Below are 22259 nucleotides of genomic sequence, written 5' to 3'. Positions count from 1 at the left end.
GTAAATCAACTTATTCTATCTTGCTGATTAGCAACAATGTTTACGTAAAGAGCCTTAATAAAAGAAAGAGCCAACCGAAGTTGACTCAGATGAATTAAAATGTTTGAGCTAAATCCTTCGCCCTTGCAATCGCATTAGCTTTGATCTCTTCTTCTTTATCAGGCATCACAGCGTGACCTTCAACGAATAAGCCTTCAAATGAAGGAACACCGTAGAATTGCATCATCACTTCAAGATGGCGGTGACCCATTTCCATGGCAGCTGCCGGACCTTCAGAATAAATACCTCCCCTTGCTTGGATATGAAGGGCTTTTTTATCAGTTAAAAGCCCGACAGGTCCCTGCTCTGTATACTTAAAGGTCTTGCCTGCAACAGATACTGAGTCGATATATGCCTTCATTACTGGAGGGAATGAGAAGTTCCAGAATGGTGTTACAAAGATATACTTATCAGCTTCAACGAATTGATCCGATAATTCACCGAGGCGGCCTACTTTTGACTGTTCTTCTTGGGAAAGCTCTTCAAATCCTTGGCCGGATTGTAATTTTCCCCAACCACTGAATACATCAGCGTCGATTTGTGGGATGTTTTCTTTGTATAAGTCTACATTCACAACTTCGTGAGTCGGATTTACTTTTTTATACGAATCAATAAATGCTTTTCCTACTGCCATACTGTAGGAGTGTGTATCGTCATGTGGATGTGCTGTAATGTATAAAACTTTTGTCATGTAGAATCGTACCTTTCTGTGGATGATTTTTAATACCCAGTTCAAGAAAAAACAACAAATTAGCTTGAACTGAAATATTTTTAATTCGAGATTAATAATATAGCATAAATACTTTGATTTCAAACTATATGATTCCGAATCATAAAAATAGGTAATTAGTCCTTTTATTCAGGCTAATTACCTTTCACAAACATTCTTATGGATTAGGATACGTTTTTTGAAGAAAGCTTATGGATTCATTGATCAATTGTTTCAATACGTTCTCATCGATATCCGCGACTTTGTTTATGTAAACACATGCCTTTCCTGCTGTGTGTTTTCCGAATGACTCCAATAGTTTCTCTCTGTCAGGATCTCCTGTGGCGAAATATAGACTTATTTTTGCCTTTCTTGGTGAAAATCCAACCAATGGTGCATCTCCCTCATGTCCCGTTTGATACTTATAATGATATGAACCGAAACCAATTATACTTGGCCCCCACATTTTTGCTTCATATCCTGTCGTTTCAGTGAAAATATCCAGTAATTTGTATGCATCCTCCCTTTTCCTGGGACTTTCAACGGCTTCGATGAATTCAATCACACTACTGTCATTTTCCTTGGTCTTTAATTCATACATAGGATGACCCCTTTCTGTTTCTCATTTACTATTCTACCCCGTATACTTCGTTATTCTTCAGATGATTTCCTGCTATGGGACTACAAATGATATATCTTATCAGATATCACTCTGGAGCAGAATGGTTAAAGCCTGTTCCTTTGAAATTCAAAATCCTATAATGGGCAGCTAGATGTATTGACAACTTTTTCTCCATCGATTATGATATGTACATAATCTAATATTCTCCTAAAGGGGAGTAGCTTTAACAATAAAGTCGTCATTACAGAGTACTTTACTCTCGGCTTTATTGACAACTACGTTGTTAGCGAGACCTTTACCAGTTGGTGAAGGCTTAAATATGTCCTTAAAGACCTTTACCGACTCCGGTAAAGGTCTTTTTCTATATTCATTTCATGTTGAAAGGAAGTTAAATCGATGAAAAAACTAAAAACCAGTCTCACTCAACTAATAGAACAGAACAAGAATGAAATCTTAAATGATAAGAAAGTCATGGAAGGTATCGAAGAAAAGATAGATCAAAAATATTCTTCAGCCGAGGAGGGTTTTAAATGATTTTAAGGAAATATATGTCATTAATTGGTGTGGGTTCTGCAAAGATTGACCTTGTTTTACCAAAAAATTCGTTCAAACTAGGTGAACTCCTCCATGGCTATTTCTTTCTGGAAGGAGGGATTATTGAACAAAAGCTCAAGCGGGTAGAATGTGACCTGGTGATGCTCGATAACAATGGAAAGAAAGAAAAGATCATTGACTCTACTACTGTATTAAAGTCCGACAGCATCAAAGCTGAAGAACGAAACAAATTAGCCTTTACCTATAGAATACCTGAGACTCTTCCATATTCAAATGAAAACGGGGTACGATACCTTTTCAAAACCAAGCTCACGTTCGATCAAGGTGTGGAGAGTTACGACGAAGATTATATTTCTATTTGTTAATGCAAGCTGAAGAAGGCTCCTGTCCTGTGAGCCTTCTTTACGCAGGGGTTATTTATCTTTCATTTCCTCTAGAAGCTTGATAATCTTCTCATTCTGCTCGATCATGGTTTGATTTTGCTTCCTGAATTTCGTGAAATCAAAGGAGAAAATTAAAAGGAATATCACTAGTACAAAGATCATTTTAAGGCCTCCTTTTCGTGCTGCTTCTCCTTGAAATAGATAATTTCCGGGTCACCAGGGTCCAGGTTTTCAATTTTTCCACTTTCTGAATACCCGTTTATCAGAAATACTTTTTGCATTTCCACGTTTGATTGATTAGTAGATGAAAAGATCTTTTCTGTCGGTGAAATGGTTTCAGCAAATTTCAAAAGTGAGGAAGCATAGCCCCTTCTTCTCTTCGTTGGTGAAACAATCAGGAGGGAAACAAATGTACACTCAAAAAAGTGGGTGTTGAATAAAAGGAATCCGTTACAAGTGTCTTCTTCTCTTGCTATTAAGCATCTCTTTTCCTCTATTGCCAACTTGATTTCTTCATACCTGCTGTTGTTACCTATTACTTCCATATCGATTTTCAGAATGGCATCTACATCCAGCATTGTTGCATATGTAATGATTTCCATGTTTCTCCTCCTTTCTTTGCTTTATGGTTAAGGTGATCTGCATAGCTTTGCTGCCTACAAAAAAATAGGAGTCTTAATAAAGATAACCTTCCTTGGATGAATTCATATGGTAGAACCTCTTTTCATGGCAAAAGCACCCGATAATAGGGTGCCTTACGTCAAATGGAAAGCGATTTTGACATTAACACATTGGTCACTTCAAATCCGGAATTCTCATATAAGGACAGAGCAATTTTGTTATGTCCGAATACATGGAGTGATATTTTGGGTATCCCTTGTTCTGCTGCAAATGTATCCAGCGCTTTCAATGCACCTTTACCGTATCCCTGTCCTCTTTTATCTTCATAGATTTTAATATCATAAATAAATAGTTCTCGACTGTCTTCATTCACGTTAATCCATAAAGTGCCCACATTATCCTGATTTTTATCATCTAATAAAGTAAATAGAAAATGATCTTTCGTATGCAGGCCATCAGGGAGCAGCTGATTGAATTCGTTTTCAGCCTGGTCCATTGAAGTATCTTTCTGGAAGTTACCTGCTTTCGTCTTTTCCTCTGCATATTCTTTAATCGAACCTTGAATCCAATGCTCAAAATCACTGTCTTTCATGGGTTGTAAAGTAATCATACTTGACTCCTCCTCTATATTCAACTTTCCCAACGTTTTCTGATCTCCTTAATAACTGCCTCAGGGCGATCCCAGTGCAAGAGATGGGTGGTACCGGGAACTGACAATACTTCTCCGTTTGTCTTTTCTCTAAAGATGGCGGCCGTTTTACTCCTGTGATCTTCCAATCTTTCCGGAAGGGTGGCTTTCATTAAAAGTATGTTGCCACTTATGTCCTGATAAATATCCTCGACTTCATCCTTATGCATAGCCTGGATGATGTATCCGGCTGTTTTTCCCCTGGCATGCCAGTAGTAACGGTTATCTTTATAAAGAGCGAGGTCTTTCGCAGCCTTCCATTTTGCAGAAGACCAATTCAGGGTCTCGCTTTTAACTAGTGAAAGAAAGTCATCCCATGTATCGAATACCTGTTCAAAGTCCTCCTCATAAAATGCCACTTCCTCTTCCAAGGTTTGATTCGAATGCCGCTTTCCCTGATACCCTCCATCAATCAGAATGTTTCCCTTTATCTTAGAAGGATACTTTGCAGCATAAAAAAGGGCCACAAAACTTCCCCAAGAATGGGATAAAAAATAGAATGAATGGATATCAAGCATTTCAATCAGTTCATTCAACCAATCTGCCATTCTTTCCATTTCATATTGTTCCCCACTCTGAAATGGAGGGGTAAGACCATGTCCGGGTGCATCAATGGAGAGGATGCGGTATTCTCCTTTAAGTTCCTCAGCTATTTCAATAAAACTGAGTCCTGTACTCCCCAGACCGTGAAGGCAGAATATTACAGGGGCAGCCGGGTCTCCCCACTCTGTGATATGTATTTGTCTGTCTCGGTTATGTATATAATAACGCTTCATAAGGTATCACCTCCTTTGAAATTATGTGAAAAACAGAAGGAAGTGTATTACTCACCTCCTCCTCCACCACCATCACCTCCGTCAGATCCACTATCTGAGGTGTTTGAGAATTCACTGCCTCCTGTCCCGTAATAGCCTCCGTCGTTACTTTTATGGTCTCTTTTGGATGAACCTGTGAGATTTAATACAATAATGAAAAATACAATTGGGGTTATAAGGATGAAAAGTATACCTGACATAACAGCACCTCTTACTTAATTAACTGTAACATGATTATCCATTTAGATTACAGTTTTTTTCTACATTATTCTTCCATTCATTTTAATAGTAATAGAGGGACTGCTAGTGCAGCCCCTCTATTATTGAATGCTTGTATTCCTTTCCGGTTCGCATTTCTAGTAAGGAATAATAGAAACCTCGATTATTCCCTTTTAAATTCCACTATTAATCTACAATATCTGCTGAAAAACTAGGTTTGGTTAAGCCTGCTTCTTCATATAAAGCAGCCATTTTTTCCTCAAACGAAGCAAATTTTTCATCTGATTCTGCATATTCAGCATTTGCTTCATCTGAAAGGTTAGCAGCTCTTGTTTCATAAGAAGAAGCAAGATCTTCCAGGGCCCCTTGGATTTCTTCTTTATTAGCATCTAGTGCAGCAGGCACTTCAAGAGCCCGAACGTCTTCTGCCACGGTTTTTGCTGCAGCTTCCGCATCAGCCTTCAACTTGGCGATTTCTTCATCAGAGGGCTTGTCTTCTTCTTTAGCCTTTGCTGATTCAAAGGCGTAGATCGCTGAATCATTTGCATTCACTGTGTCAATGATCTCCATTTGATAGTCTAATAGAGCGCTCTTCATTTCCATTCCATCTGAATCAGACGTTTCCTTAGGTTCTTCTGCAGTTGTTTCCTGTTCTGTGTCAGTTGAGCTATTGTCATCACTGCTGCAAGCAGCAATAAATAAGCTCATTGAGAGTAAAAGAAATGGTAATAATAGTCTTTTCATCTTACATCCTCCTCAAAATTCATTTCTTCCAGATATATATTACCTTATATTATATAAAATGTAAACAAATGGATAAACCTATGTATGATTCGAAATAGTTCAGGTGAAATGAATAGCAATTTGTGTATAGGAACTGGTTTCATTGGGGTAAGTTTTTGGTTGGATGCTATGAAAATAATAGATATTATTTCGTTCTTGTATGATTGAATTTAACTCATCCAGGAATCTTTCATCCTATAATGGAGCTGTTTTATAAATGTATGCATTTTGTCATTTTGGAAACGATGAATAAGGAGACAATCAGCTATAGGAGGTGCCGGATCTTGGTGAAAAAGGAATGTACATGTGACCGCTGTACATGCAAAACGAAAAAAGAATGTGACTGTCCGTGCTGCTGTGAAAAATAGAGAAACCCCCTGAACGCTCATGATGCATTCAGGGGGTTTTATTATGCCCGCACGTTTATGCCTACAATCTCATCAAAGTATTGGACGGATTTCATCTCGTTATCCACCCATTCAGTTTGATTCCATGTGTGCTCGATAAATACTTCAGCAATCATCCGCTTTCTGTCTCCCCTCATTTGATGGGCATCTTTCAAGGCAATGACACTTTCAAAGATTTTAGCCATTAATTCAGCAATTCTCTTTGCATGGTAGGATTGACTATCTGCTTCTGCCCCCAATACTTTATTCAATACATGTTCGAGGGTAGTGATCCCTTCTCTTACCGGATCGCTAATCGCCATCAGATCTGATGGAAGATTCGATAGCTCTTCTTTCATTTTATTTATAAAATAAACGTGTGCCTGGCTCTTGTTCAGAAGTCTTACTACTTCCAGGCCTAAAATGTTCGCCGTGCCTTCCCATACCGTCAATACCTGAGCATCCCGAAGCAGTCTCGGAAGGACGAAATCCTCGATATACCCATTTCCCCCGTGCATTTCTATTGCTTCATGAGAGAAGTGAATCGCCTGTTCCGCCGATTCTTTTTTTAGAATCGCGATAAGGAGTCTATTCAGAACCGACTCCTCTTCGGTTGTTGGAATATCGTCCGAAACGACCCGATCGAAAAGATTTACGAGGGAAAAGACTGAACTGGTTTCTACTTCCTGTTTTGCTGCCAAACGGGTCAAGGTTTCTTTAATCATCGGGAACTGATGCAATGGCTGACCGAATGCCTCACGGTAGAACGCATAATTCCTCGCTTCAACATAGGCCCTTCTCATGATTCCGATGGAGGCGACAGCATTGCAGACACGGGAAAGATTCAGCGCCTCCATCATATAATAGATACCGCGACTGGGCTCACCCACAAGATAAGCTTCAGTACCTTCGAATTCCACTTCTGCTGATGGGACCGCCCGGACACCCAGTTTATCTTTCAATCTTCTGATGCGAATCCCATTTAACGTGCCATCTTCTTTTCTCCATGGAACAGCGAAAAGGCTGAGTCCTTTTGACCCATTCCCTGATCCCTCAATACGTGCAAGAACCATGGCCACTCCGCACATTCCCGAATTGGATGCAAAATACTTTTCACCGAAAAGCTGATACGTATCACCATTATTGACAGCTTTCGTTTCATTGGCACCAACATCTGAGCCTCCCTGACGTTCTGTTAAGAAAGTCGCCCCCTCATATAATTCAACTTCTCCAGTTGAAAGGACATGTGGCAGAAATTTCTCTCTCACCCTAACGGATGCATATTTTTCAAGAAGGAGCGCCGTTGCCATAGAGAGAGTGACAGGACAGTAGAAACCAGGTTCAGATTGGGATAACAGATAGCCCTGGGCATAGGAGTACACATAGTTTCCTTTGTGACCCAAGTCGGGAATGTCCTTATGGATATAGCCGACTATCCCTTTGTTATATGTTTGGTGTACAGTTTTCCGATACCCTTCATTCACCCATATGGAAGAAATTTCTTCACCCAATCGATCATATCTAATCAGCTTTGGCTGCCCGGCACGATCTGTGTGTGCCGCTCGTTCATCTATGTCACCAGCACATAGTTCACCGAAAGAATCCAGCTCCTGATCGGCCCATGTAAAAAAATTCTCATTCAAATATTGCTTTAGCAACTCCTTGAAATGCGGATCTTCACGATAAAAGTTTTTAATTTTCTTCATCATTTCACCTCCTGTATTTCCCCGCATAACACTTGTTTCACGTTCTTTTTATTCGGTGTAATTTCCTTCAAAAGTACAGGTGTTTTATAAGTTGTCAAACTTGAGATACTCAATTCATTTCCTCCTTTGACTCAATTAATCTATTGACAAATTCATCCCTCAGTTCGACCATTTCTTCTTTCATGACTTCAAGTTCTTCAATAAATGATGTCACCTCCTGAATTCTTCTGTTTCCATATTCAACAGTGCGTTCTAATTGCTTCCTTCCCGTTCGATCATGGTCAAACAGCAGGACCATCTCTTTGATTTCATCCAAGGAAAATCCAAAACGCTTTCCCCTTAAAATCAACTTAAGTTTGGTAATATCACCATTGGAATAGATCCTCCTTCCGGAATCGCTCCTTTCAGGACGCAATAAATGTAGTTCCTCGTAATACCTTAAGGTACGTGTACTGACGTTAAATTCCTTAGACAATTGAGTAATCGTGTACATCATCATCATCTCTTTGTTAGAATTTTTCGATACTTCAAGTTTACCATTGACGTTAACGTAAAGTTCAAGCTTTTTTTGGGAAAGTATTTGGTTCTTTCGGAGGAGTTCATTTATACATAATCCGAATGCTTTTTTCCATATACTTGTATAAATACTCCGAAGAAGGTGATGGATTGGTGCAGAAAGTATTGTTATTTGCGGACATTGGGATTGATGATACCATTGCTTTGATTTATTCATATCTTAGTGAAGAAATTGAATTGGTCGGGGTTGTTGCGGATTATGGAAATGTTCCAAGAAAGCGGGCAGTGTCGAGTGTTCACTATCTTATGAAATTATTGAACTTTAAAGATCATATTCCAATTATTGGAGGTGCAGAGGTTCCGATGACTGCAGAGGAGCCTCAATTTTTCCCTGAAATACATGGGGAATATGGACTTGGGCCGATAAATCCAGGTATGTATGAAGGAGTTATTGAGAATTTCTTTGAAATCATCAGGCTGATTGAGTGCTATGGGGATAATCTAGTTATTGTAAATATTGGAAGGATGACCTCCCTTGCCAATATGTTCATTTTGTACCAGAGTCTAATGAACAAGGTGAAAAAGATTTACATCATGGGTGGAGCGTTCTGGGTGCCTGGAAATGTAACAGCTGTCTCTGAAGCTAATTTTCATTCTGATCCCATTGCAGCTAAGATTGTATTGACTTATGCAAACAATCTTTCCATCATCCCTCTGAATGTTACAGACCATGCGATCGTAACACCTGATATGGTGGATTACATCGATTATAAAGGGAAGTCCAAGCTGGTTAAACCTTTATTAGACTACTACTATGGGTTTTATAAAAAGCGAAATCCGTTGATTAAAGGCAGCCCTGTCCACGATGCAATCACCCTGATGGCCCCAGTCTACGAAGACATGTTCATGTTTCACCAATTACCCGTTCATATCGTCACAGCAAGCACTGGCATCCACCGGGGACAAAGCATAGCAGATATAAGACCTTATATTCAATTTGAAGAATCAGCAAAGAAGCATAGAATTGCTTTTTCTTTTGATTATGAGCTTTTTTTCCAACGATTTATGAGCGTGATGACCGGAGAATCATTTGAAAGGATAAAGGAATGATCCCTTCAGATAGAAGGCTACACTGGCTATTTCCAATCTAAGAGTGTTTTGGAATAAACAATAGGAGCTTCTACGCAATCCTTGCTATCATCTACCAATTCAATTAAAGCAATTCCAGTAATCTTCCCTTTAATGGTGTCACCTCTTTCTAAACAATGCTTGAAGCCTTTAGATAACTTATCTGGTGAAAGTTTATTGGCCAATGTACAGTGTGGGATCCAGTTTCCAGGAAGATATAGAGGAACAGCCGATTCATTGAAATCGCGAAAGAAATCATGGTGAGAGGAATGGAAGTCAAGAAGTTCTTTCGTCATAGTCGGAGAGAAAAAAAGTGTTCCATAATTCAGAAATGAACCGACTGTATTAAAGGTTATATCAATCTTTTTCTTGTTTTCATAGTAAGTCTCTAATGCCTGTATGTACGTTTCTTTGTCCAGTTCCTTATAACTTCCCAGTGTGATATGGGGACGTGCATCATTGATTTCTTCTTCATAGTAAGAAATGTCTTTGGCAGTTAGTTCCTTCCAAATTTCTTCTATTACCTTTTCCGTTTTTTCATCGAACAGAGCGATTACCCAGTACATAGGTAAACCACCTTTCATAGAATTCAGATTTGTGTATAAACACTCTCCTCCCTTCTACTGTAACATACTCCATCCCTGGTTGGTCCCATTAATGACTATTTACATCTTCATAAGTGAATATCTTACAAATGCGAAAACCTTTCCAATTAGGATAATAAAATCCTTTGACATGAATAAGAAAATAAGGTAAATTACCTTATGTACGAACGTTTATAAAATAATCAAAGTTTAATATTCGTGTTTAGGGGTGTAATAATGGAAAATGTATTTGATTACGAAGATATTCAATTAATTCCCGCCAAGTGTGTGGTGAATAGCCGTTCCGAGTGTGATACCAGTGTGACCCTTGGCGGCCATACATTTAAGTTACCTGTGGTACCTGCCAATATGCAGACCATTATTGATGAGAAAATTGCTGTGTATTTAGCTGAAAATAATTATTTTTATATTATGCACCGCTTTGAGCCTGAAAAACGCATTTCATTTATAAAGGATATGAAATCCCGTGGCTTCATTTCTTCTATTTCTGTAGGGGTCAAAGAGGAAGAATATTCATTTATAGAGCAATTAGCTGAAGAAAAGCTGACTCCTGAGTTTATCACGATTGATATCGCACACGGTCATTCCAATGCGGTCATCAACATGATTCAGCACATCAAGAAAAACGTACCGGGAAGCTTTGTCATTGCAGGTAACGTTGGAACTCCTGAGGCGGTAAGAGAGTTAGAGCATGCGGGTGCTGACGCAACAAAAGTCGGTATAGGACCAGGAAAGGTGTGCATTACAAAAATCAAGACGGGCTTTGGAACGGGGGGCTGGCAGCTCGCTGCTCTACGCTGGTGTGCAAAAGCGGCAACTAAACCGATCATCGCTGATGGCGGCATCCGCACCCACGGTGATATTGCGAAGTCCATCCGTTTCGGAGCATCCATGGTGATGATCGGTTCCCTGTTTGCGGGCCACGAAGAATCTCCAGGGGACACGATTGAAAAAGACGGTAAACTCTTTAAAGAATACTTCGGATCTGCTTCTGAATTCCAAAAAGGAGAGAAGAAGAACGTTGAGGGCAAAAAAATGTACGTTGAACATAAAGGTTCACTGGATCATACGTTGGTCGAAATGGAACAAGATCTTCAATCTTCTATCTCCTACGCTGGTGGAACAAAGCTTGAAGCCATCAGGACCGTTGATTATGTAGTCGTTAAGAATTCCATCTTTAATGGAGACAAAGTGTATTGAACTCCTTTTATCAAAAAAACCGGATACGATCGTATCCGGTTTTTTTGATGGACGGACCTTATACAGATGACAGGTCCGTCCCTCTATCATTAAACAAAAGAAAAAGACGAACCTGCCCAAGAGGCAGGTTCGTGTGATATTAGTTGAAGCGAATGTTTTGTAGCGGCTTGATTGCTTTAGGAGAGTGAACTTTCCCATAGAAAAGAATGCTTGGTTCTATCACTATGGTTTCTCCTGAAGCTGCAGACCACTCTTTTGTTGAAGCAATAAGGAGAACCTCTTTATTTAGATACGCTTCTGATCGCTTTCTAGTATTCGAATGGATAAAGGTGAAAAAATCGGATTGATCCTCTGATCCAACCATAATATAAGGTGTGTCTCTTAAAACGAATTCCTCTATGCCGGCATAATATTTTTGAAATACTCCCTGTTCAGGAAGTGTAACGAAAGTGGAAGTAAGAGTTTCACCGTTTTTGAAAAAAGCCTCCAGATCCAGTTGCTCTTTTGCGTAGGTTCTCCCAGAGGCCTGTTCGATCTCCGCGTATACAGCTAAGACTGGTACTTCTGGAAGGGTTAAAGCATATTGGCGGAGAACTACACCCTTCATCTGTTCGTGTTCTTTAAAATCTGTTGTGAGACAGATACCTGTCCACTGATGACCATACTGGTCCAACTTGAATACCTGCTTGATATCCGTTTGCTCCTTCAACATGGAATAGGTACTCACCGATTGGAATGCGTATCGGATTCCTCCCCCCCATGGATTCCACCATGCTCGTGGTCCAGGTTCAGGAAATTGATGATCGAAGACTTCCTTTTCATTGCATACTAATGAAAAAATGCCAGGATAGTAGTCTGAAGATGCTTTAAACACAAATACACCATTATTCACGGACCATAGATCCCCATCACGCTCAACCATCACTTCACCCGTGCCGTGTACCAATTGAATAGACTCTACTTCACCTTGTTGAGTCTCGGACTTCAAATATCCATTAAGACTTTTTATTCCTGTATCAGAATTTTCTATTTCTAAATCAATTTGAGTAAGGGATTCTTCTTTGCTGACTTCCTTAACAAATGTTTCATTTCCGTGTTCTACCGTTAATTTTCCATGAAGGTATGGAGTCATCATAGACCTGAATGTGTACCTCATCTTTTCGCCTATGGAAGAAACCACATCTCCCCCTTCCTTTTCAAGGGAATACAGAGGTATCTCCTGCATTTCAGCTGCTCCTTCATCACGAACCATTTCTCTCCATCTGGACCAGTTTGTAGAAGTATTAATCCCTACTTGAATCGGTCCTAGACACTTTTCTTCCTGTGCAGAAATCACGTCTATTTCATATTCAATGGCCAATCGCCAGTCTTCTTTTCTCCCTACGGACCCTTCCGGCCAAGCAAGGCCCATCGTTTCTCCTTCAGTAGAGCGTGTGAATACCCAGCGTTCACTCATATCTTTGTCTTTGATGTATTCTATAAATGGAACCTGTGACTCATTTCCTACCATGACCCCTTCTTTCTGAGGAATCGCCATTCCTTCGAAATTCGTAAAGACAGGTTGAGCAAGAAAAAGCTTCTTCTTTTCATTTTCCCCGTTATTGACAACCTCGTGACTGATTTCCACTAACCCATCCCCGTAAATCCTAAAATAGGTGTTCAAAAGAAGGGCGGGAAAAGCAAAAGACTCCAATGTGGTTTTAATGACGAATGCTTCTGGAAGCTCGATGTACTCGACAGCACACGCTTCTCTTTTAGAAAATTCCTCATGATATGGCTTCCCGAATTTTGGTGTGAAGAACGTGATGGGATCCTGTATGGATCTTGTCGATCCGATTTTAACGATATGATTCCTTTTTTCAATCTCTACAAAATTTGGACCGTTAAAGCCTAGCCAATGCTCGTCTGTTTCCCCGCCAAACTTTGCACCGAAACCTGGCAGCGCAAGGGTGATTCTCGGACTGAATGCTATCTCTTCCTTCTTTTCTCTTTGTACGGCTACTTGAAGATTCAATGATAATAAGCCATTCACCAGTAACCGTACGGGTATGGGGATAGATTTTCGCTCCTTAACCCCTGTGTTGACATAAATTTCCTGTTTTTCCCATTCAACTATTTTGTTGTGGGGAAGCTTGATCTTCCAGGAAGCTTCTTCCTCTAATTGGCTCTCCATGTCTAGATACAGAACTCCTGCACTCTTTGGTCTCCAGTTCTTTTTTATCGTTCTTAAATGGACCTTCCCTGCTTGCTTAGGGAACAATCCTAAAGCTAATGGTATCGATTGACCGTCCACTTCAAGATTCACACTGACTGTCGGGTGTTTTTTCCATGGGCTTGGTTCACTTGGAGGCATATCAACCGTGACAGGGAATTCTCCCGTCCATTTCTTTTTCACTAAGAAAGACTCATTTAATTCATGCTTCACATGAGAGGAAGATATGCCTGTCATGGAGATTTCTAATGGATTTTCTCTCCGGTTCTCTATGTGGTAGGAGACATGATTTTCTTGCTTTTCGAGAAGCTTAAAGGCTGACAGCTTCATTTCCACAAGGAAATCCTGTGTTTCGATTAAGCGTATGCTTCGTCCGGTTCTCTCAAATTGAATACGGACGAACTCCTCACCTGCTTGCCACTTATACTCATAATACGTATGTTCTTTATCTTTCAAGCCATCAGGCTTGATTTCAATCAAACGTTGACTTGTTTTATACCAATCATGTTTATCGAAAAATGGTTTCAGCCACTCAATTTGAAGTACTGTCGGGATAAAGTTCATTAAATGAACCGTATCCTCGCGATCTTCCCAAAAAAAGCCGCATTTTTTGTATAGGGGTACGGCCTTTGTATTACCCGCCCACGTAAATAAATCCAATCTGGGCCATTTTAATTCAGCAGTTTTTTCGATTGCTTTCATCACAAGTTGTTTACCAATCTTCATGCCGTGATAGTGGGGATGTACATTAAGGAGTGGAATGTAAAGTGACCCTTCATCTTCTCGATACTCAGATAATCCACAGTAACCAGCCACCTCATCTCCTATCAAGGCAATAAACAGATGCAGGTTGGTGGAGTTTGCTTCTTTATCCTTTACGTCTTGTTCTGTTGTGACCACGGAATCTCCACCCCAATTTTCTCGGCTTTCATTCCACATTTTTGCTATCCCTTTTGCTAAACCTTCATGATATTCGACGATCTTCACTTGATTCAACGTAGTCTTCATATGATCCTCCTGCGCTAAGTTTTTAAGTATAGAACCTCATCTTCATTCATTCTCTTTACTTCACTGACGATTCCGGTCATCGTCTTCGCCTCCTTTCAAATGATTGGAAAGATTTTCTTCCTCCATCACAGTTTAAGATGTTATGATGCCCAAGTAAAGAATATTCTGATTAAAAAATATATAATCCACTCCGTAATAGTAATGACTTCGGAATAGAGAATATTTTATAGGCGACAGGTTCATCCTACAACTAAAAAGAAGGTTAAGGTGTTGATTATGAAATTTAAACTCTTCATTGTTCTTGGTTTGCTATATAGTGCGAGTGCTCCCTTTTCTGACTTGAACCCAGGCGTATATGCTCAACAAGAAATTCCCTCATATGCAAAATGGGGAAGTCTGGCAGTGAAAAAGACACAAGAGAAATATCCAGATGCTGAAATCGTCGACTATCTTCATATTGGAAAAGAAAATGGATCAAAAGTATCTACGGAGAAATTCAAGCTTTGGCTAAGACGTGGTGAGAAAGAATTTGGAGTGTTGGTAGATATAGAGTTTGAAACGGATACGGAGAAAATTATCGATATCATGTTCAGGGAAACAGATCGTTAATCTGCATTAAAAGAAAAGAAATGAAGTTTTTCCTTATAAATGGAAAAGGATGCTGTCAGACTGATTGGTATTGACAGTGAACCTTCCTCTGTTTCATCCATTTCATGAGAATGGAAAAAACAGCTAAAATTAGGAAAGACCTGAAGGGGTTACCCCTCCAGGTCTTCAAATCTGTTCATGTATATTAGCTGATTTTATTCAAAAGTTTTTCTGAGTGCTGAGACCCCATCTCTGCCACCAAATCGAGTAATTCTGCTTTCGTAGTCTCATCTAGGCCTTTATAAATAAGGAAAGCTTGTGTTGCATCAGAAGTAATCAACTTTCGGTATAACTTTGATATCCTTTTACTCCTGTGGGTGTCCATTAGATCCTCCTCTATAAATCCTTTCTATTATTATAATAAATATAGGCTTGTTTTTTCAATATATTCTTCAAAAATTAATTATGTAACGAAATTGCATCAGCAATATTACACGTTTTCATGTGGGGAACCCTGGAGGAGAGGATAATTTTCTTAGACCTTTACACGTATATGATCATAAACAACATGAATCAGGTGAAATGGTTCCAAACTCAAGTGCTTCGAGAATGATTTCTTCAGAGAAACCTGTATATTGGGAAAGCATTTGAATCGTAATTTTTTGGGATTTACGAGTAGCCTGTTTTTTTGCCATATGTGTTTGATACAAAACAATCGAGTATCTGTCATGTATATCAAGCAACGATAGTCACAGCTCCCATTATTCTCTCCTCACAAGGTTTCGGGTAAAGGTTAATCTTTATTTACCCAAAGATTCTATTTGAAAACGCATACTGAACCGAAAAATTTCAGGTATTCTAAGTTTGTTGAATTTGAATTGGATTACTTTTTTTACCGGACTGGAAACCTCCCCTTATCTGAATTCGCCTTTCCATGCTGGATCATGTAAATACTAGGACTTATCCTTTTACCTACTGCAGGAAAAAAGCTATTTCTTTGAATTTGCTCTTCTCCTCTTTTGTATCTCCATATGTATCACCAGATAAGCCACTCCCATTAACCCAAAAAACCCGAAAATTCCAGCGATAAGACCTTGAAGTGATTTAGTAAACATTGATAAACCCATCATAAAGCTTAGTCCTACCAAAATGAGAAGGAGCCAATGGGAATATTTAGAGAAGAATTGATTCATAGCCTGGACCCCCTATTCTTTTTATGAAGACATTTTAGCATAATATTCCAAGTTTATTAAAGAAATAAAGCCATCCAAAATGGATAGCTTTTTCAATTCACTTTACATTTTCAATGAATAAACGTACTACATCGGCGCCGCCAATGACTGTTCCCAAAGAACTTCCCAAGTTGGCAAGGACGACAATAAGGAGGATACGGGTTACTTTATTCCTCCAGAATCCTTTTATGCTAAGTACGTCCTCTGAAAGTGAGTCAAAGTCACCGACGTTTGGTCTGCGAAAATATGCTTGAACAAATCCCGCGAACCATCCGGCTGCCAGAAGTGGATTCAACGATGTGAAAGGTGCCGCTACGAATGCCGTTAATATCGCGAGTGGATGCCCCATGGCGATCGCTACGCCAAGAGCAGAGAATCCACCGTTCCACAATATCCAACTAATACCCTGCTGGATTCCCGCATCGGGATTAGATACAAATGTATAAGCAATGACAGCAAGAATCATGACCGGAATAGCCCAACCGATTATTTTAGGCCATTTTGATTTAGCTGGCCTTTCGTTCAGCTTGTCCAGATCATGCTCTTTATAGATTTCCTTTGAGATTCCAGGAACATGGGCAGCACCAAGGACGGCCACAACTTTCTCTCCGGGGGCATCCTTTATTTTCTGAGCAAGATATTGATCGCGTTCATCGATTAATGGTGTTTTCAATTTAGGGAACACCTGTGTGAACTCATTCAGCATCGAATCCAACATATCTTGAGATTTGATTTTCTCAAGTTCTTCCTCTGTAATGGTATCGTTACTGAAGATGCTGTACACGATTTGAGTCAAAAGCTTGGCCTTGCCACTAAAACCGACGCTATTCCATATTCGTGAAAATGTAATCTGAATGTTTCGGTCGGCTAAGACAAGTTCGGCACCTGTTTCTTTCGCTGACTCAATTCCTTGTATCATTTCCTGGCCCGGCTTGATTCCAAATTGTTTGGCCATCCTTCTCTGGAAAGATCCGATTGCAAGATTCATAAGTAATAACGTTGCTTTCTTATCTTTAATGACCCTAAAAATGTCTGTGTCTCTCCACTTATCTCCCTCAATAATCGATTGATATCTGGGTTCATCCAGCTCAACACAAACCGTGTCTGGCTGTTCGTCTTCAATGACTTCTTTTACCTGCTCTGCGCTCAATCGCGATACGTGTGCCGTTCCGATGAGAATGTATTCCTTCCCATCTATATGTATTCTTGTAATGTTTTTTTTCTGTTCTGTTGTCATAATGTACCTTCCTTTGATTCCGTTGACTTCTTTTAAGAATAAATTGCTTCTGTCTCATAATGATAAACTAGTTTTGGAAAAATTTAAATAAATTCTGTTCATAATCCTCAAAGTTCTTGACTTAAAAGGGGGATCTAACAAAGAATGGAAAATGGAATGGACCTCAATCAGCCTTTCTTTACGAGATGTTTTTTACCATAGACGACTGTAAGCACCTGGAGTGAACCGCTCAAAAAAAGTAGAGTGCGAGACTAAGGCACTCTACTTGATTAATATTTTTTTTCAATTCTTTCTTGCAGTGATTCTATTTTTTCCGGAAGAACGTATAAGTACTCAATGAGACCTTCTAATAATTCAATTAGTAAACCAGCCGTTTCATCGTCAATGTCTCTTTCCAATTCCAGCATTTCATTAAAGGGGGTGTTTGGAGAGACAAGGTGACTCAGTGCCTGTATCGGCTTCGACAGATCAACATTGTCCGGTAACTGGTCAAACTGTTCTGCTAAAGATTGGCCTACTGTTTTGTCACCGTTAAAATTCTTCAATACACTTTCCAATACACGCTTTGACATCACCGCGGTGGCAGAATTATCCTTGGATTGACTTACATTCAATGCCGATCGGAATGATCTGACCAAATCTTGTGGGATGCGTTTATTTCCCTGTATCTGATCCAATGGCCCGTTTGTAGCGAGGGGATCATAAATATACAAGCCAGCTTCTTCCCCACGGCTACCTGAATCATCATTTAGCATAATAACGAAAATAGCGGGTTTCTTACATTCTGAACAATTGGACTCTGCAAACAGACCTGTTTTATTCACTTGATAGAAATTGGCTTTCAAAATAAATTCACTGACCTTTGAGCAGTTTGGACATCGACTTTTAACTTTCTTAGGAACTTTTTGATATCCATACTGAATATATGACACTACGGATCCAGGCAATATTTCTCTCATTTGAACCTCCTACAACATCGCTGTATTTTAACTATTGGGATAATTCAAGCTAAAAAAAGAGAACGCTTTCTTACCAAAAATTATACCTTCGTCAGATATGATTACAAGCGTTAATGTTTGTAAAAGCTGGAATTGTGAAATTGGGACTACGGTTTTCTTGACAACCTCAAGAGCTGATAGAGATCAAAAAACCCAGAGCTTTTAAGACTCTGGGCGATAATTCAGTCTTTAGCAGACGGCAGAAACTTTAATGCTATTTTCATAAAATCATCAAAGGTAGTGAAGTGTCTGCTCCAAGAGTGATACCATTTCCTGATCGTTTCAAGTAACCAAAACGGTACGGCTCTACCTTCAAGGAGATGATAATGTTCTTCGTACGCTTTTTTTAAATGCTCCCATCTGAAATCATTTCCTGGAAGGACGTATTCGGAAACATCTATGATTTTGGACCTTCCATTTTGAAGGAGAATATTCTTCAGATGGATATCACGGGGATTCATTCCCATATCTCTGACATGCTGCCTCGCTTCCTCAACATCTTGAATCGCTTGTTTTGGTATGTGAATCCCTTGAAGCAGACAGTCGAATAGTGTGGGGCCCTCTTCGAAACTTAAAACGAGAACACGATCTTCAGCTCCATAGCAGGTAGGGAAGAAAGGGGAATCTCCAATGGCACTGTATACAGCTTCTTCAATTTTTATTTTGGATGCTTTCTCCTCTGCGTAAACTTTGAAAGCATACTCTGGAACATAAATGGATTGAAAGACAGCTGCATCCGTCCCGACTCCGATACATCTTAGACTGTCATCCACACCATGCATCCTCACGGGTTCATTATCGGGAGTGGAATACACGATGACTTTAGAGAGAGAAGGTAATGCTGATTCCCATTTATTTCTCATATATTCTCCCTTCGTATGACTGGATTCTATTAAAGGTTTGTTTGTACATATATCCTTGTTCAGATAAATATAGCACCTATCCCCCGCACTATTCAATTCTTTGCTTCCCCATATGTTTAGTAATGTAAGACAGTTTTAGCTTTCGTTACCATCACCAACTATATATTCCTTGAAACGTCCAACATAAGAGGTATCATTTCCCGCGAAACCACTGCCTGTTATTTAGAACCTTCTGATAGAAAATAAAACCAATAAGATATAATCCCGAGGTTAAACAAATATAACTGATGGGATTATCCCTAAGAGAAATGAGTAACACATCGATTGCATATATATCACTGCAGTACTTGACACTCTGAGGAGTGAAAATAAATTCAGGTTTGCAATCCTGTTGAGACCAATAGACAATCTTACTATCGGTAAAAAATGAGAAAACAAACGAAATGAGAAATATTGGAATAGATAAAAACCAAAGAGTCCACCATTTTTTCATGAACTTCATCCTTTTTTGATATTCAATAATCCTGTTCTTTCCTTCTCCCCTGACGTTCAGCCTTAGATGAGCATCAAGGCTGAACGTCAAGGTTGAAAACGTCTTTTAAGGGTATAACACAATCATTAATCCATTATTCTCTCATTCTACGCTCCGGTTCTTCATCTAATAACTCGGTTAATAATGAAATATTCACTCCAAGTGCCTCAAATATTCCGCGGCAAGTGATATCACTAACCCTTACGTTTCCTCCTTCGATCCTTTTGATCGTTTGTGAGCTCACGTTTGCTCTCCGGGCCAATTCCCCTTGAGTCAAATGAGATTTCACACGAAACATTTGAATAATTTCCCCCATTTGCCATTCGTCTATGGGAGAATCAGAGCTTATTAGGCAACTATTGATCGAGTTACAAAGTTTTTTCATGTCATTCATAAGATGCCTCCAACATTTGATGAAATGATCCCATATAACACAGATTGCCGGGAGTCTTGTCCATCTTCTAATTTCAATAGCATGATCAATCCTCAGAAAAATTCATATAGACCTTCCTCAAAATAAGCATACTCACTTCTGGATACTTTATAGCGGGTATATCCTCTATAAAAGGCGTCCATGTCTTCAGGACTGTTAATGAATTTTCGGATGGCCAGCGCCTCGTCGTACCTTGGATCTCCAACTGACATCCCTCCGATATCAATAAAGAGCTGGACTTCTCCGTCTTGAACGAGTACGTTATCGGTTGTGCAATCTCCATGAATCATCGTTTGATTAATGCTTTTAGGTTTATTCGATGTCAACTCATCCAATAATTCCAATGTCCCGTCCGTTTGGTTATTCAAGACATAGTCTTTTGCTTTTAAAAGTTGTTCCTGCAGCCAATCCCTCTTGTGGTCTATAGAAGAGACAGGCAATCTTTCATGAAACTGTTGAAGGAATTTTCCGAAACTTTGAATAAGGTCACTCCTTTCTGCTTGGGACGATGCATATTTTAATGCAGAGGTTAGCGTGATCCCCCTTTCAAATGACATCACCAAATGTGTAGAATCTTCTTCATCAATCAAGCCACAATATGTAGGAACGGGTACTTCAGGATGACGGTTCAGACACTCCAGCTTATTAGCCTCTTCCCTTACCCATTCCCTGTATTTTTCTTTATAAGAGCTTTTAAGGAGATAAGTTGACTCCTCTGTGAGGAGTCTCCGTACTTCTGAAGTACAGCCTTGGTCTTCCAAAACATCTACTGATAATATTTTCCCAATAATCCCTTCTACCTTAGCCATTAATTCAGCTTGCATCATTTCACCCTTCTTTACATATGTAGTTTTCTAATCAAGACAATCTCATCCCTGATCGGGATTCCGTCATTTCCTATCAAAGGGATTTCAGGTTTGACCAATCTTGCTTTCTCCACGGCGTTCACTAGCAGTTTTTTCAATACAAATCCACGCTTTTGAAAAAACCTCAGGGCGTCAAGATTGTCATTGGTTGTGATCAGCTTAACTTGGTTGCATTTTTTATGTTTCGAAACGGATATCACCTTCTCCATTAACACCGTTCCGATTCCCTGTCCTTCTTCCAGGCTGTCTAATGAAATGATTTCACATTCGTCGTTTTTTATTTCATAAGTAATCAATCCATTTATTGTGTGATCACCGCGTACAACAGCAAACCCTTCTAATTTGGTGCAGTCATATACACCACTGGATATCACCATGACAGAACTCCCCCATTGAGACTGGAAAAAATCCTTCAATCGGTCTTTATGAATCTTGTATAAAGGTTGGATATTCATTTGCTAACACTACTTTCATAAATAGTCCATGACTTACAGAAAGCAAGACGTTCCCACTGTTAAGAAATCCCCTCTGATGAACGGTGCTTTCCCTTCAGTGAATCTGGGCGGAACAAGTGGATGGCTTCTACTATCCCATTGTGAAAGAGTCTTTTACCTTTTAGGGTCAGGTGTAAGAGTCAATCTAGACTTCTTATATACCTGGTTAACTCCATGAGATCATCAATGACAAAGTCTGCCCGATTGGCATTGCCCCACTCGTGATCTTTCTTCCATACACCTTTCATCCCGGCCCTTTGGGCCCCATAAACATCATTCTCAGGGTTGTCACCAATAAATATGCACTCCATTGGTTTTACAGACAACCTCTCACATGCCCTTCGAAAGATTTCCCGTGCCGGCTTCTTTACGCCCTCCCATTCGGAGATAAGAATTTCGTCAAAGTATTCCTCGATGTCTAGGCTCAGAATGTTGTCCATTTGAAAACGGCCATAACCGTTTGTGATCATCCCAAGCTTGATATCATTCTCTTTCAATTCGGCCAACATGTCATGTAGATGTGGAAATGGTTTACAGCTGTTCTTGAATTCTAGTAAATAATCATCAAGCAGTTCTTCCCAGGTTATATCAGGGATTGAAAATTCCTCTATGAGATGCTTGAATACCTTATCTTTCCAAACATAACCTCTTTGGTCTAGTTCGATGAATCGTTTCATGTACGATTCTTTTGGAATATGCCCTAGCCAATCATGCATTCTATCATATTGCCTGTTTACATATGCATACAAGGATGCGTCCCTGTTCAACAAGGTTCCATCCAGGTCAAATAAAGCAGCTTTGATCATTCGTATATCAGCTCC

At 39.6% G+C, this 22259-nt stretch carries 27 protein-coding genes; 5 read left to right on the top strand and 22 right to left on the bottom strand.

What is annotated here, in order from left to right; translation table 11 throughout:
• Window positions 1–94: 94 nt before the first annotated feature.
• The gene (locus LS684_RS22090; protein WP_233811918.1) at window positions 95–730 is read right to left on the bottom strand and encodes an FMN-dependent NADH-azoreductase; all 636 of its coding nucleotides are present in this window, start codon (window positions 728–730) and stop codon (window positions 95–97) included.
• A 196-nt stretch (window positions 731–926) separates the two neighbouring features.
• Window positions 927–1349 (bottom strand): DUF1801 domain-containing protein, encoded by a 423-nt coding sequence (locus LS684_RS22085; RefSeq protein WP_225003185.1) that lies wholly within the window; start codon window positions 1347–1349, stop codon window positions 927–929.
• A 417-nt stretch (window positions 1350–1766) separates the two neighbouring features.
• Between LS684_RS22085 and LS684_RS22080 the strand changes: the two genes are divergently transcribed.
• Together LS684_RS22080 and LS684_RS22075 are read left to right on the top strand one after the other, a co-directional pair.
• Window positions 1767–1904 (top strand): FbpB family small basic protein, encoded by a 138-nt coding sequence (locus LS684_RS22080; protein ID WP_233811917.1) that lies wholly within the window; start codon window positions 1767–1769, stop codon window positions 1902–1904.
• A complete protein-coding gene (locus LS684_RS22075; protein ID WP_225003184.1) occupies window positions 1901–2290 on the top strand; it encodes a sporulation protein in 390 nt (129 codons plus the stop codon). The genes LS684_RS22080 and LS684_RS22075 overlap by 4 nt, the downstream gene beginning before the upstream one ends.
• 48 nt (window positions 2291–2338) lie before the next feature.
• Here LS684_RS22075 and LS684_RS24180 read toward each other — a convergent pair whose 3' ends face one another.
• The 8 genes from LS684_RS24180 to LS684_RS22040 all read right to left on the bottom strand — a co-directional run bounded on the left by LS684_RS24180 (window position 2339) and on the right by LS684_RS22040 (window position 8025).
• Complete coding sequence (locus LS684_RS24180; RefSeq protein WP_263627418.1) at window positions 2339–2470, bottom strand: hypothetical protein; 132 nt, start codon at window positions 2468–2470, stop codon at window positions 2339–2341.
• A complete protein-coding gene (locus LS684_RS22070) occupies window positions 2467–2910 on the bottom strand; it encodes a GNAT family N-acetyltransferase (RefSeq protein WP_169214855.1) in 444 nt (147 codons plus the stop codon). The genes LS684_RS24180 and LS684_RS22070 overlap by 4 nt, the downstream gene beginning before the upstream one ends.
• A gap of 158 nt (window positions 2911–3068) precedes the next feature.
• A complete protein-coding gene (locus LS684_RS22065) occupies window positions 3069–3539 on the bottom strand; it encodes a GNAT family N-acetyltransferase (protein ID WP_233811916.1) in 471 nt (156 codons plus the stop codon).
• A 20-nt stretch (window positions 3540–3559) separates the two neighbouring features.
• Window positions 3560–4393 carry an alpha/beta fold hydrolase gene (locus LS684_RS22060; RefSeq protein ID WP_233811915.1) on the bottom strand — a complete coding sequence of 278 codons (834 nt, stop codon included), beginning with the start codon at window positions 4391–4393 and terminating at the stop codon, window positions 3560–3562.
• A gap of 47 nt (window positions 4394–4440) precedes the next feature.
• Window positions 4441–4632, bottom strand: coding sequence for a hypothetical protein (locus LS684_RS22055; RefSeq protein ID WP_233811914.1), 192 nt, complete (start codon window positions 4630–4632; stop codon window positions 4441–4443).
• 205 nt (window positions 4633–4837) lie between these two features.
• The gene (locus LS684_RS22050) at window positions 4838–5395 is read right to left on the bottom strand and encodes a hypothetical protein (protein ID WP_169214852.1); all 558 of its coding nucleotides are present in this window, start codon (window positions 5393–5395) and stop codon (window positions 4838–4840) included.
• Window positions 5396–5843: 448 nt separating this feature from the next.
• Window positions 5844–7526, bottom strand: coding sequence for an acyl-CoA dehydrogenase family protein (locus tag LS684_RS22045; protein ID WP_233812141.1), 1683 nt, complete (start codon window positions 7524–7526; stop codon window positions 5844–5846).
• Between the two features lie 109 nt (window positions 7527–7635).
• Window positions 7636–8025, bottom strand: a complete 390-nt coding sequence (locus tag LS684_RS22040) for a MerR family transcriptional regulator (protein WP_169214910.1) — start codon at window positions 8023–8025, stop codon at window positions 7636–7638.
• A gap of 167 nt (window positions 8026–8192) precedes the next feature.
• Here LS684_RS22040 and LS684_RS22035 point away from each other — a divergent pair, with 167 nt between their 5' ends.
• Window positions 8193–9152: a nucleoside hydrolase gene (locus LS684_RS22035; protein WP_233811913.1), complete on the top strand. Its 960-nt coding sequence runs from the start codon at window positions 8193–8195 to the stop codon at window positions 9150–9152.
• A 26-nt stretch (window positions 9153–9178) separates the two neighbouring features.
• Here LS684_RS22035 and LS684_RS22030 read toward each other — a convergent pair whose 3' ends face one another.
• Entirely contained in the window at window positions 9179–9736 is a 558-nt protein-coding gene (locus LS684_RS22030; protein WP_169214909.1) for a 2'-5' RNA ligase family protein, read from the bottom strand.
• A gap of 255 nt (window positions 9737–9991) precedes the next feature.
• Between LS684_RS22030 and guaC the strand changes: the two genes are divergently transcribed.
• Window positions 9992–10975, top strand: a complete 984-nt coding sequence (gene guaC, locus LS684_RS22025; RefSeq protein WP_169214849.1) for a GMP reductase — start codon at window positions 9992–9994, stop codon at window positions 10973–10975.
• Window positions 10976–11114: 139 nt separating this feature from the next.
• Here guaC and LS684_RS22020 read toward each other — a convergent pair whose 3' ends face one another.
• On the bottom strand, window positions 11115–14195 hold the full coding sequence (locus tag LS684_RS22020) for a GNAT family N-acetyltransferase (protein ID WP_233811912.1): 3081 nt from the start codon (window positions 14193–14195) through the stop codon (window positions 11115–11117).
• Between the two features lie 276 nt (window positions 14196–14471).
• Here LS684_RS22020 and LS684_RS22015 point away from each other — a divergent pair, with 276 nt between their 5' ends.
• A complete protein-coding gene (locus LS684_RS22015; RefSeq protein ID WP_169214847.1) occupies window positions 14472–14804 on the top strand; it encodes a YqzG/YhdC family protein in 333 nt (110 codons plus the stop codon).
• A gap of 536 nt (window positions 14805–15340) precedes the next feature.
• Here LS684_RS22015 and LS684_RS22010 read toward each other — a convergent pair.
• The 10 genes from LS684_RS22010 to LS684_RS21970 form a co-directional block, all read right to left on the bottom strand.
• Entirely contained in the window at window positions 15341–15526 is a 186-nt protein-coding gene (locus LS684_RS22010) for a hypothetical protein (RefSeq protein WP_233811911.1), read from the bottom strand.
• A gap of 246 nt (window positions 15527–15772) precedes the next feature.
• Entirely contained in the window at window positions 15773–15976 is a 204-nt protein-coding gene (locus tag LS684_RS22005) for a hypothetical protein (RefSeq protein WP_169214845.1), read from the bottom strand.
• Window positions 15977–16073: 97 nt separating this feature from the next.
• Entirely contained in the window at window positions 16074–17252 is a 1179-nt protein-coding gene (locus tag LS684_RS22000; protein WP_233811910.1) for a TraB/GumN family protein, read from the bottom strand.
• A 269-nt stretch (window positions 17253–17521) separates the two neighbouring features.
• On the bottom strand, window positions 17522–18211 hold the full coding sequence (locus tag LS684_RS21995; protein WP_233811909.1) for a DUF4145 domain-containing protein: 690 nt from the start codon (window positions 18209–18211) through the stop codon (window positions 17522–17524).
• A 221-nt stretch (window positions 18212–18432) separates the two neighbouring features.
• A complete protein-coding gene (locus tag LS684_RS21990) occupies window positions 18433–19113 on the bottom strand; it encodes a serine/threonine protein kinase (RefSeq protein WP_169214842.1) in 681 nt (226 codons plus the stop codon).
• Window positions 19114–19306: 193 nt separating this feature from the next.
• Window positions 19307–19606, bottom strand: a complete 300-nt coding sequence (locus LS684_RS24345; protein WP_169214841.1) for a DUF4306 domain-containing protein — start codon at window positions 19604–19606, stop codon at window positions 19307–19309.
• A 133-nt stretch (window positions 19607–19739) separates the two neighbouring features.
• Window positions 19740–20039 carry a helix-turn-helix domain-containing protein gene (locus tag LS684_RS21985; RefSeq protein ID WP_225003172.1) on the bottom strand — a complete coding sequence of 100 codons (300 nt, stop codon included), beginning with the start codon at window positions 20037–20039 and terminating at the stop codon, window positions 19740–19742.
• A gap of 92 nt (window positions 20040–20131) precedes the next feature.
• Window positions 20132–20905 carry a phosphotransferase gene (locus LS684_RS21980; protein ID WP_233811908.1) on the bottom strand — a complete coding sequence of 258 codons (774 nt, stop codon included), beginning with the start codon at window positions 20903–20905 and terminating at the stop codon, window positions 20132–20134.
• 11 nt (window positions 20906–20916) lie between these two features.
• Window positions 20917–21399 (bottom strand): GNAT family N-acetyltransferase, encoded by a 483-nt coding sequence (locus LS684_RS21975; RefSeq protein ID WP_233811907.1) that lies wholly within the window; start codon window positions 21397–21399, stop codon window positions 20917–20919.
• Window positions 21400–21578: 179 nt separating this feature from the next.
• Window positions 21579–22244, bottom strand: coding sequence for an HAD family hydrolase (locus LS684_RS21970; RefSeq protein ID WP_225003169.1), 666 nt, complete (start codon window positions 22242–22244; stop codon window positions 21579–21581).
• Window positions 22245–22259 lie beyond the last annotated feature (15 nt).

Source organism: Cytobacillus spongiae, assembly GCF_021390075.1.
Note: the sequence above shows the minus strand (reverse complement) of the source record. Positions and strands in the feature narration are given on the sequence as shown.

Bases quoted from the DNA above. Each gene is read 5' to 3' on its own strand.
- LS684_RS22090 (WP_233811918.1), bottom strand. From the start codon at position 730: ATGACAAAAGTTTTATACATTACAGCACATCCACATGACGATACACAC.
- LS684_RS22085 (WP_225003185.1), bottom strand. From the start codon at position 1,349: ATGTATGAATTAAAGACCAAGGAAAATGACAGTAGTGTGATTGAATTC.
- LS684_RS22080 (WP_233811917.1), top strand. From the start codon at position 1,767: ATGAAAAAACTAAAAACCAGTCTCACTCAACTAATAGAACAGAACAAG.
- LS684_RS22075 (WP_225003184.1), top strand. From the start codon at position 1,901: ATGATTTTAAGGAAATATATGTCATTAATTGGTGTGGGTTCTGCAAAG.
- LS684_RS24180 (WP_263627418.1), bottom strand. From the start codon at position 2,470: ATGATCTTTGTACTAGTGATATTCCTTTTAATTTTCTCCTTTGATTTC.
- LS684_RS22070 (WP_169214855.1), bottom strand. From the start codon at position 2,910: ATGGAAATCATTACATATGCAACAATGCTGGATGTAGATGCCATTCTG.
- LS684_RS22065 (WP_233811916.1), bottom strand. From the start codon at position 3,539: ATGATTACTTTACAACCCATGAAAGACAGTGATTTTGAGCATTGGATT.
- LS684_RS22060 (WP_233811915.1), bottom strand. From the start codon at position 4,393: ATGAAGCGTTATTATATACATAACCGAGACAGACAAATACATATCACA.
- LS684_RS22055 (WP_233811914.1), bottom strand. From the start codon at position 4,632: ATGTCAGGTATACTTTTCATCCTTATAACCCCAATTGTATTTTTCATT.
- LS684_RS22050 (WP_169214852.1), bottom strand. From the start codon at position 5,395: ATGAAAAGACTATTATTACCATTTCTTTTACTCTCAATGAGCTTATTT.
- LS684_RS22045 (WP_233812141.1), bottom strand. From the start codon at position 7,526: ATGAAGAAAATTAAAAACTTTTATCGTGAAGATCCGCATTTCAAGGAG.
- LS684_RS22040 (WP_169214910.1), bottom strand. From the start codon at position 8,025: ATGATGATGTACACGATTACTCAATTGTCTAAGGAATTTAACGTCAGT.
- LS684_RS22030 (WP_169214909.1), bottom strand. From the start codon at position 9,736: ATGTACTGGGTAATCGCTCTGTTCGATGAAAAAACGGAAAAGGTAATA.
- guaC (WP_169214849.1), top strand. From the start codon at position 9,992: ATGGAAAATGTATTTGATTACGAAGATATTCAATTAATTCCCGCCAAG.
- LS684_RS22020 (WP_233811912.1), bottom strand. From the start codon at position 14,195: ATGAAGACTACGTTGAATCAAGTGAAGATCGTCGAATATCATGAAGGT.
- LS684_RS22015 (WP_169214847.1), top strand. From the start codon at position 14,472: ATGAAATTTAAACTCTTCATTGTTCTTGGTTTGCTATATAGTGCGAGT.
- LS684_RS22005 (WP_169214845.1), bottom strand. From the start codon at position 15,976: ATGAATCAATTCTTCTCTAAATATTCCCATTGGCTCCTTCTCATTTTG.
- LS684_RS22000 (WP_233811910.1), bottom strand. From the start codon at position 17,252: ATGACAACAGAACAGAAAAAAAACATTACAAGAATACATATAGATGGG.
- LS684_RS21995 (WP_233811909.1), bottom strand. From the start codon at position 18,211: ATGAGAGAAATATTGCCTGGATCCGTAGTGTCATATATTCAGTATGGA.
- LS684_RS21990 (WP_169214842.1), bottom strand. From the start codon at position 19,113: ATGAGAAATAAATGGGAATCAGCATTACCTTCTCTCTCTAAAGTCATC.
- LS684_RS24345 (WP_169214841.1), bottom strand. From the start codon at position 19,606: ATGAAAAAATGGTGGACTCTTTGGTTTTTATCTATTCCAATATTTCTC.
- LS684_RS21985 (WP_225003172.1), bottom strand. From the start codon at position 20,039: ATGAATGACATGAAAAAACTTTGTAACTCGATCAATAGTTGCCTAATA.
- LS684_RS21980 (WP_233811908.1), bottom strand. From the start codon at position 20,905: ATGATGCAAGCTGAATTAATGGCTAAGGTAGAAGGGATTATTGGGAAA.
- LS684_RS21975 (WP_233811907.1), bottom strand. From the start codon at position 21,399: ATGAATATCCAACCTTTATACAAGATTCATAAAGACCGATTGAAGGAT.
- LS684_RS21970 (WP_225003169.1), bottom strand. From the start codon at position 22,244: ATGATCAAAGCTGCTTTATTTGACCTGGATGGAACCTTGTTGAACAGG.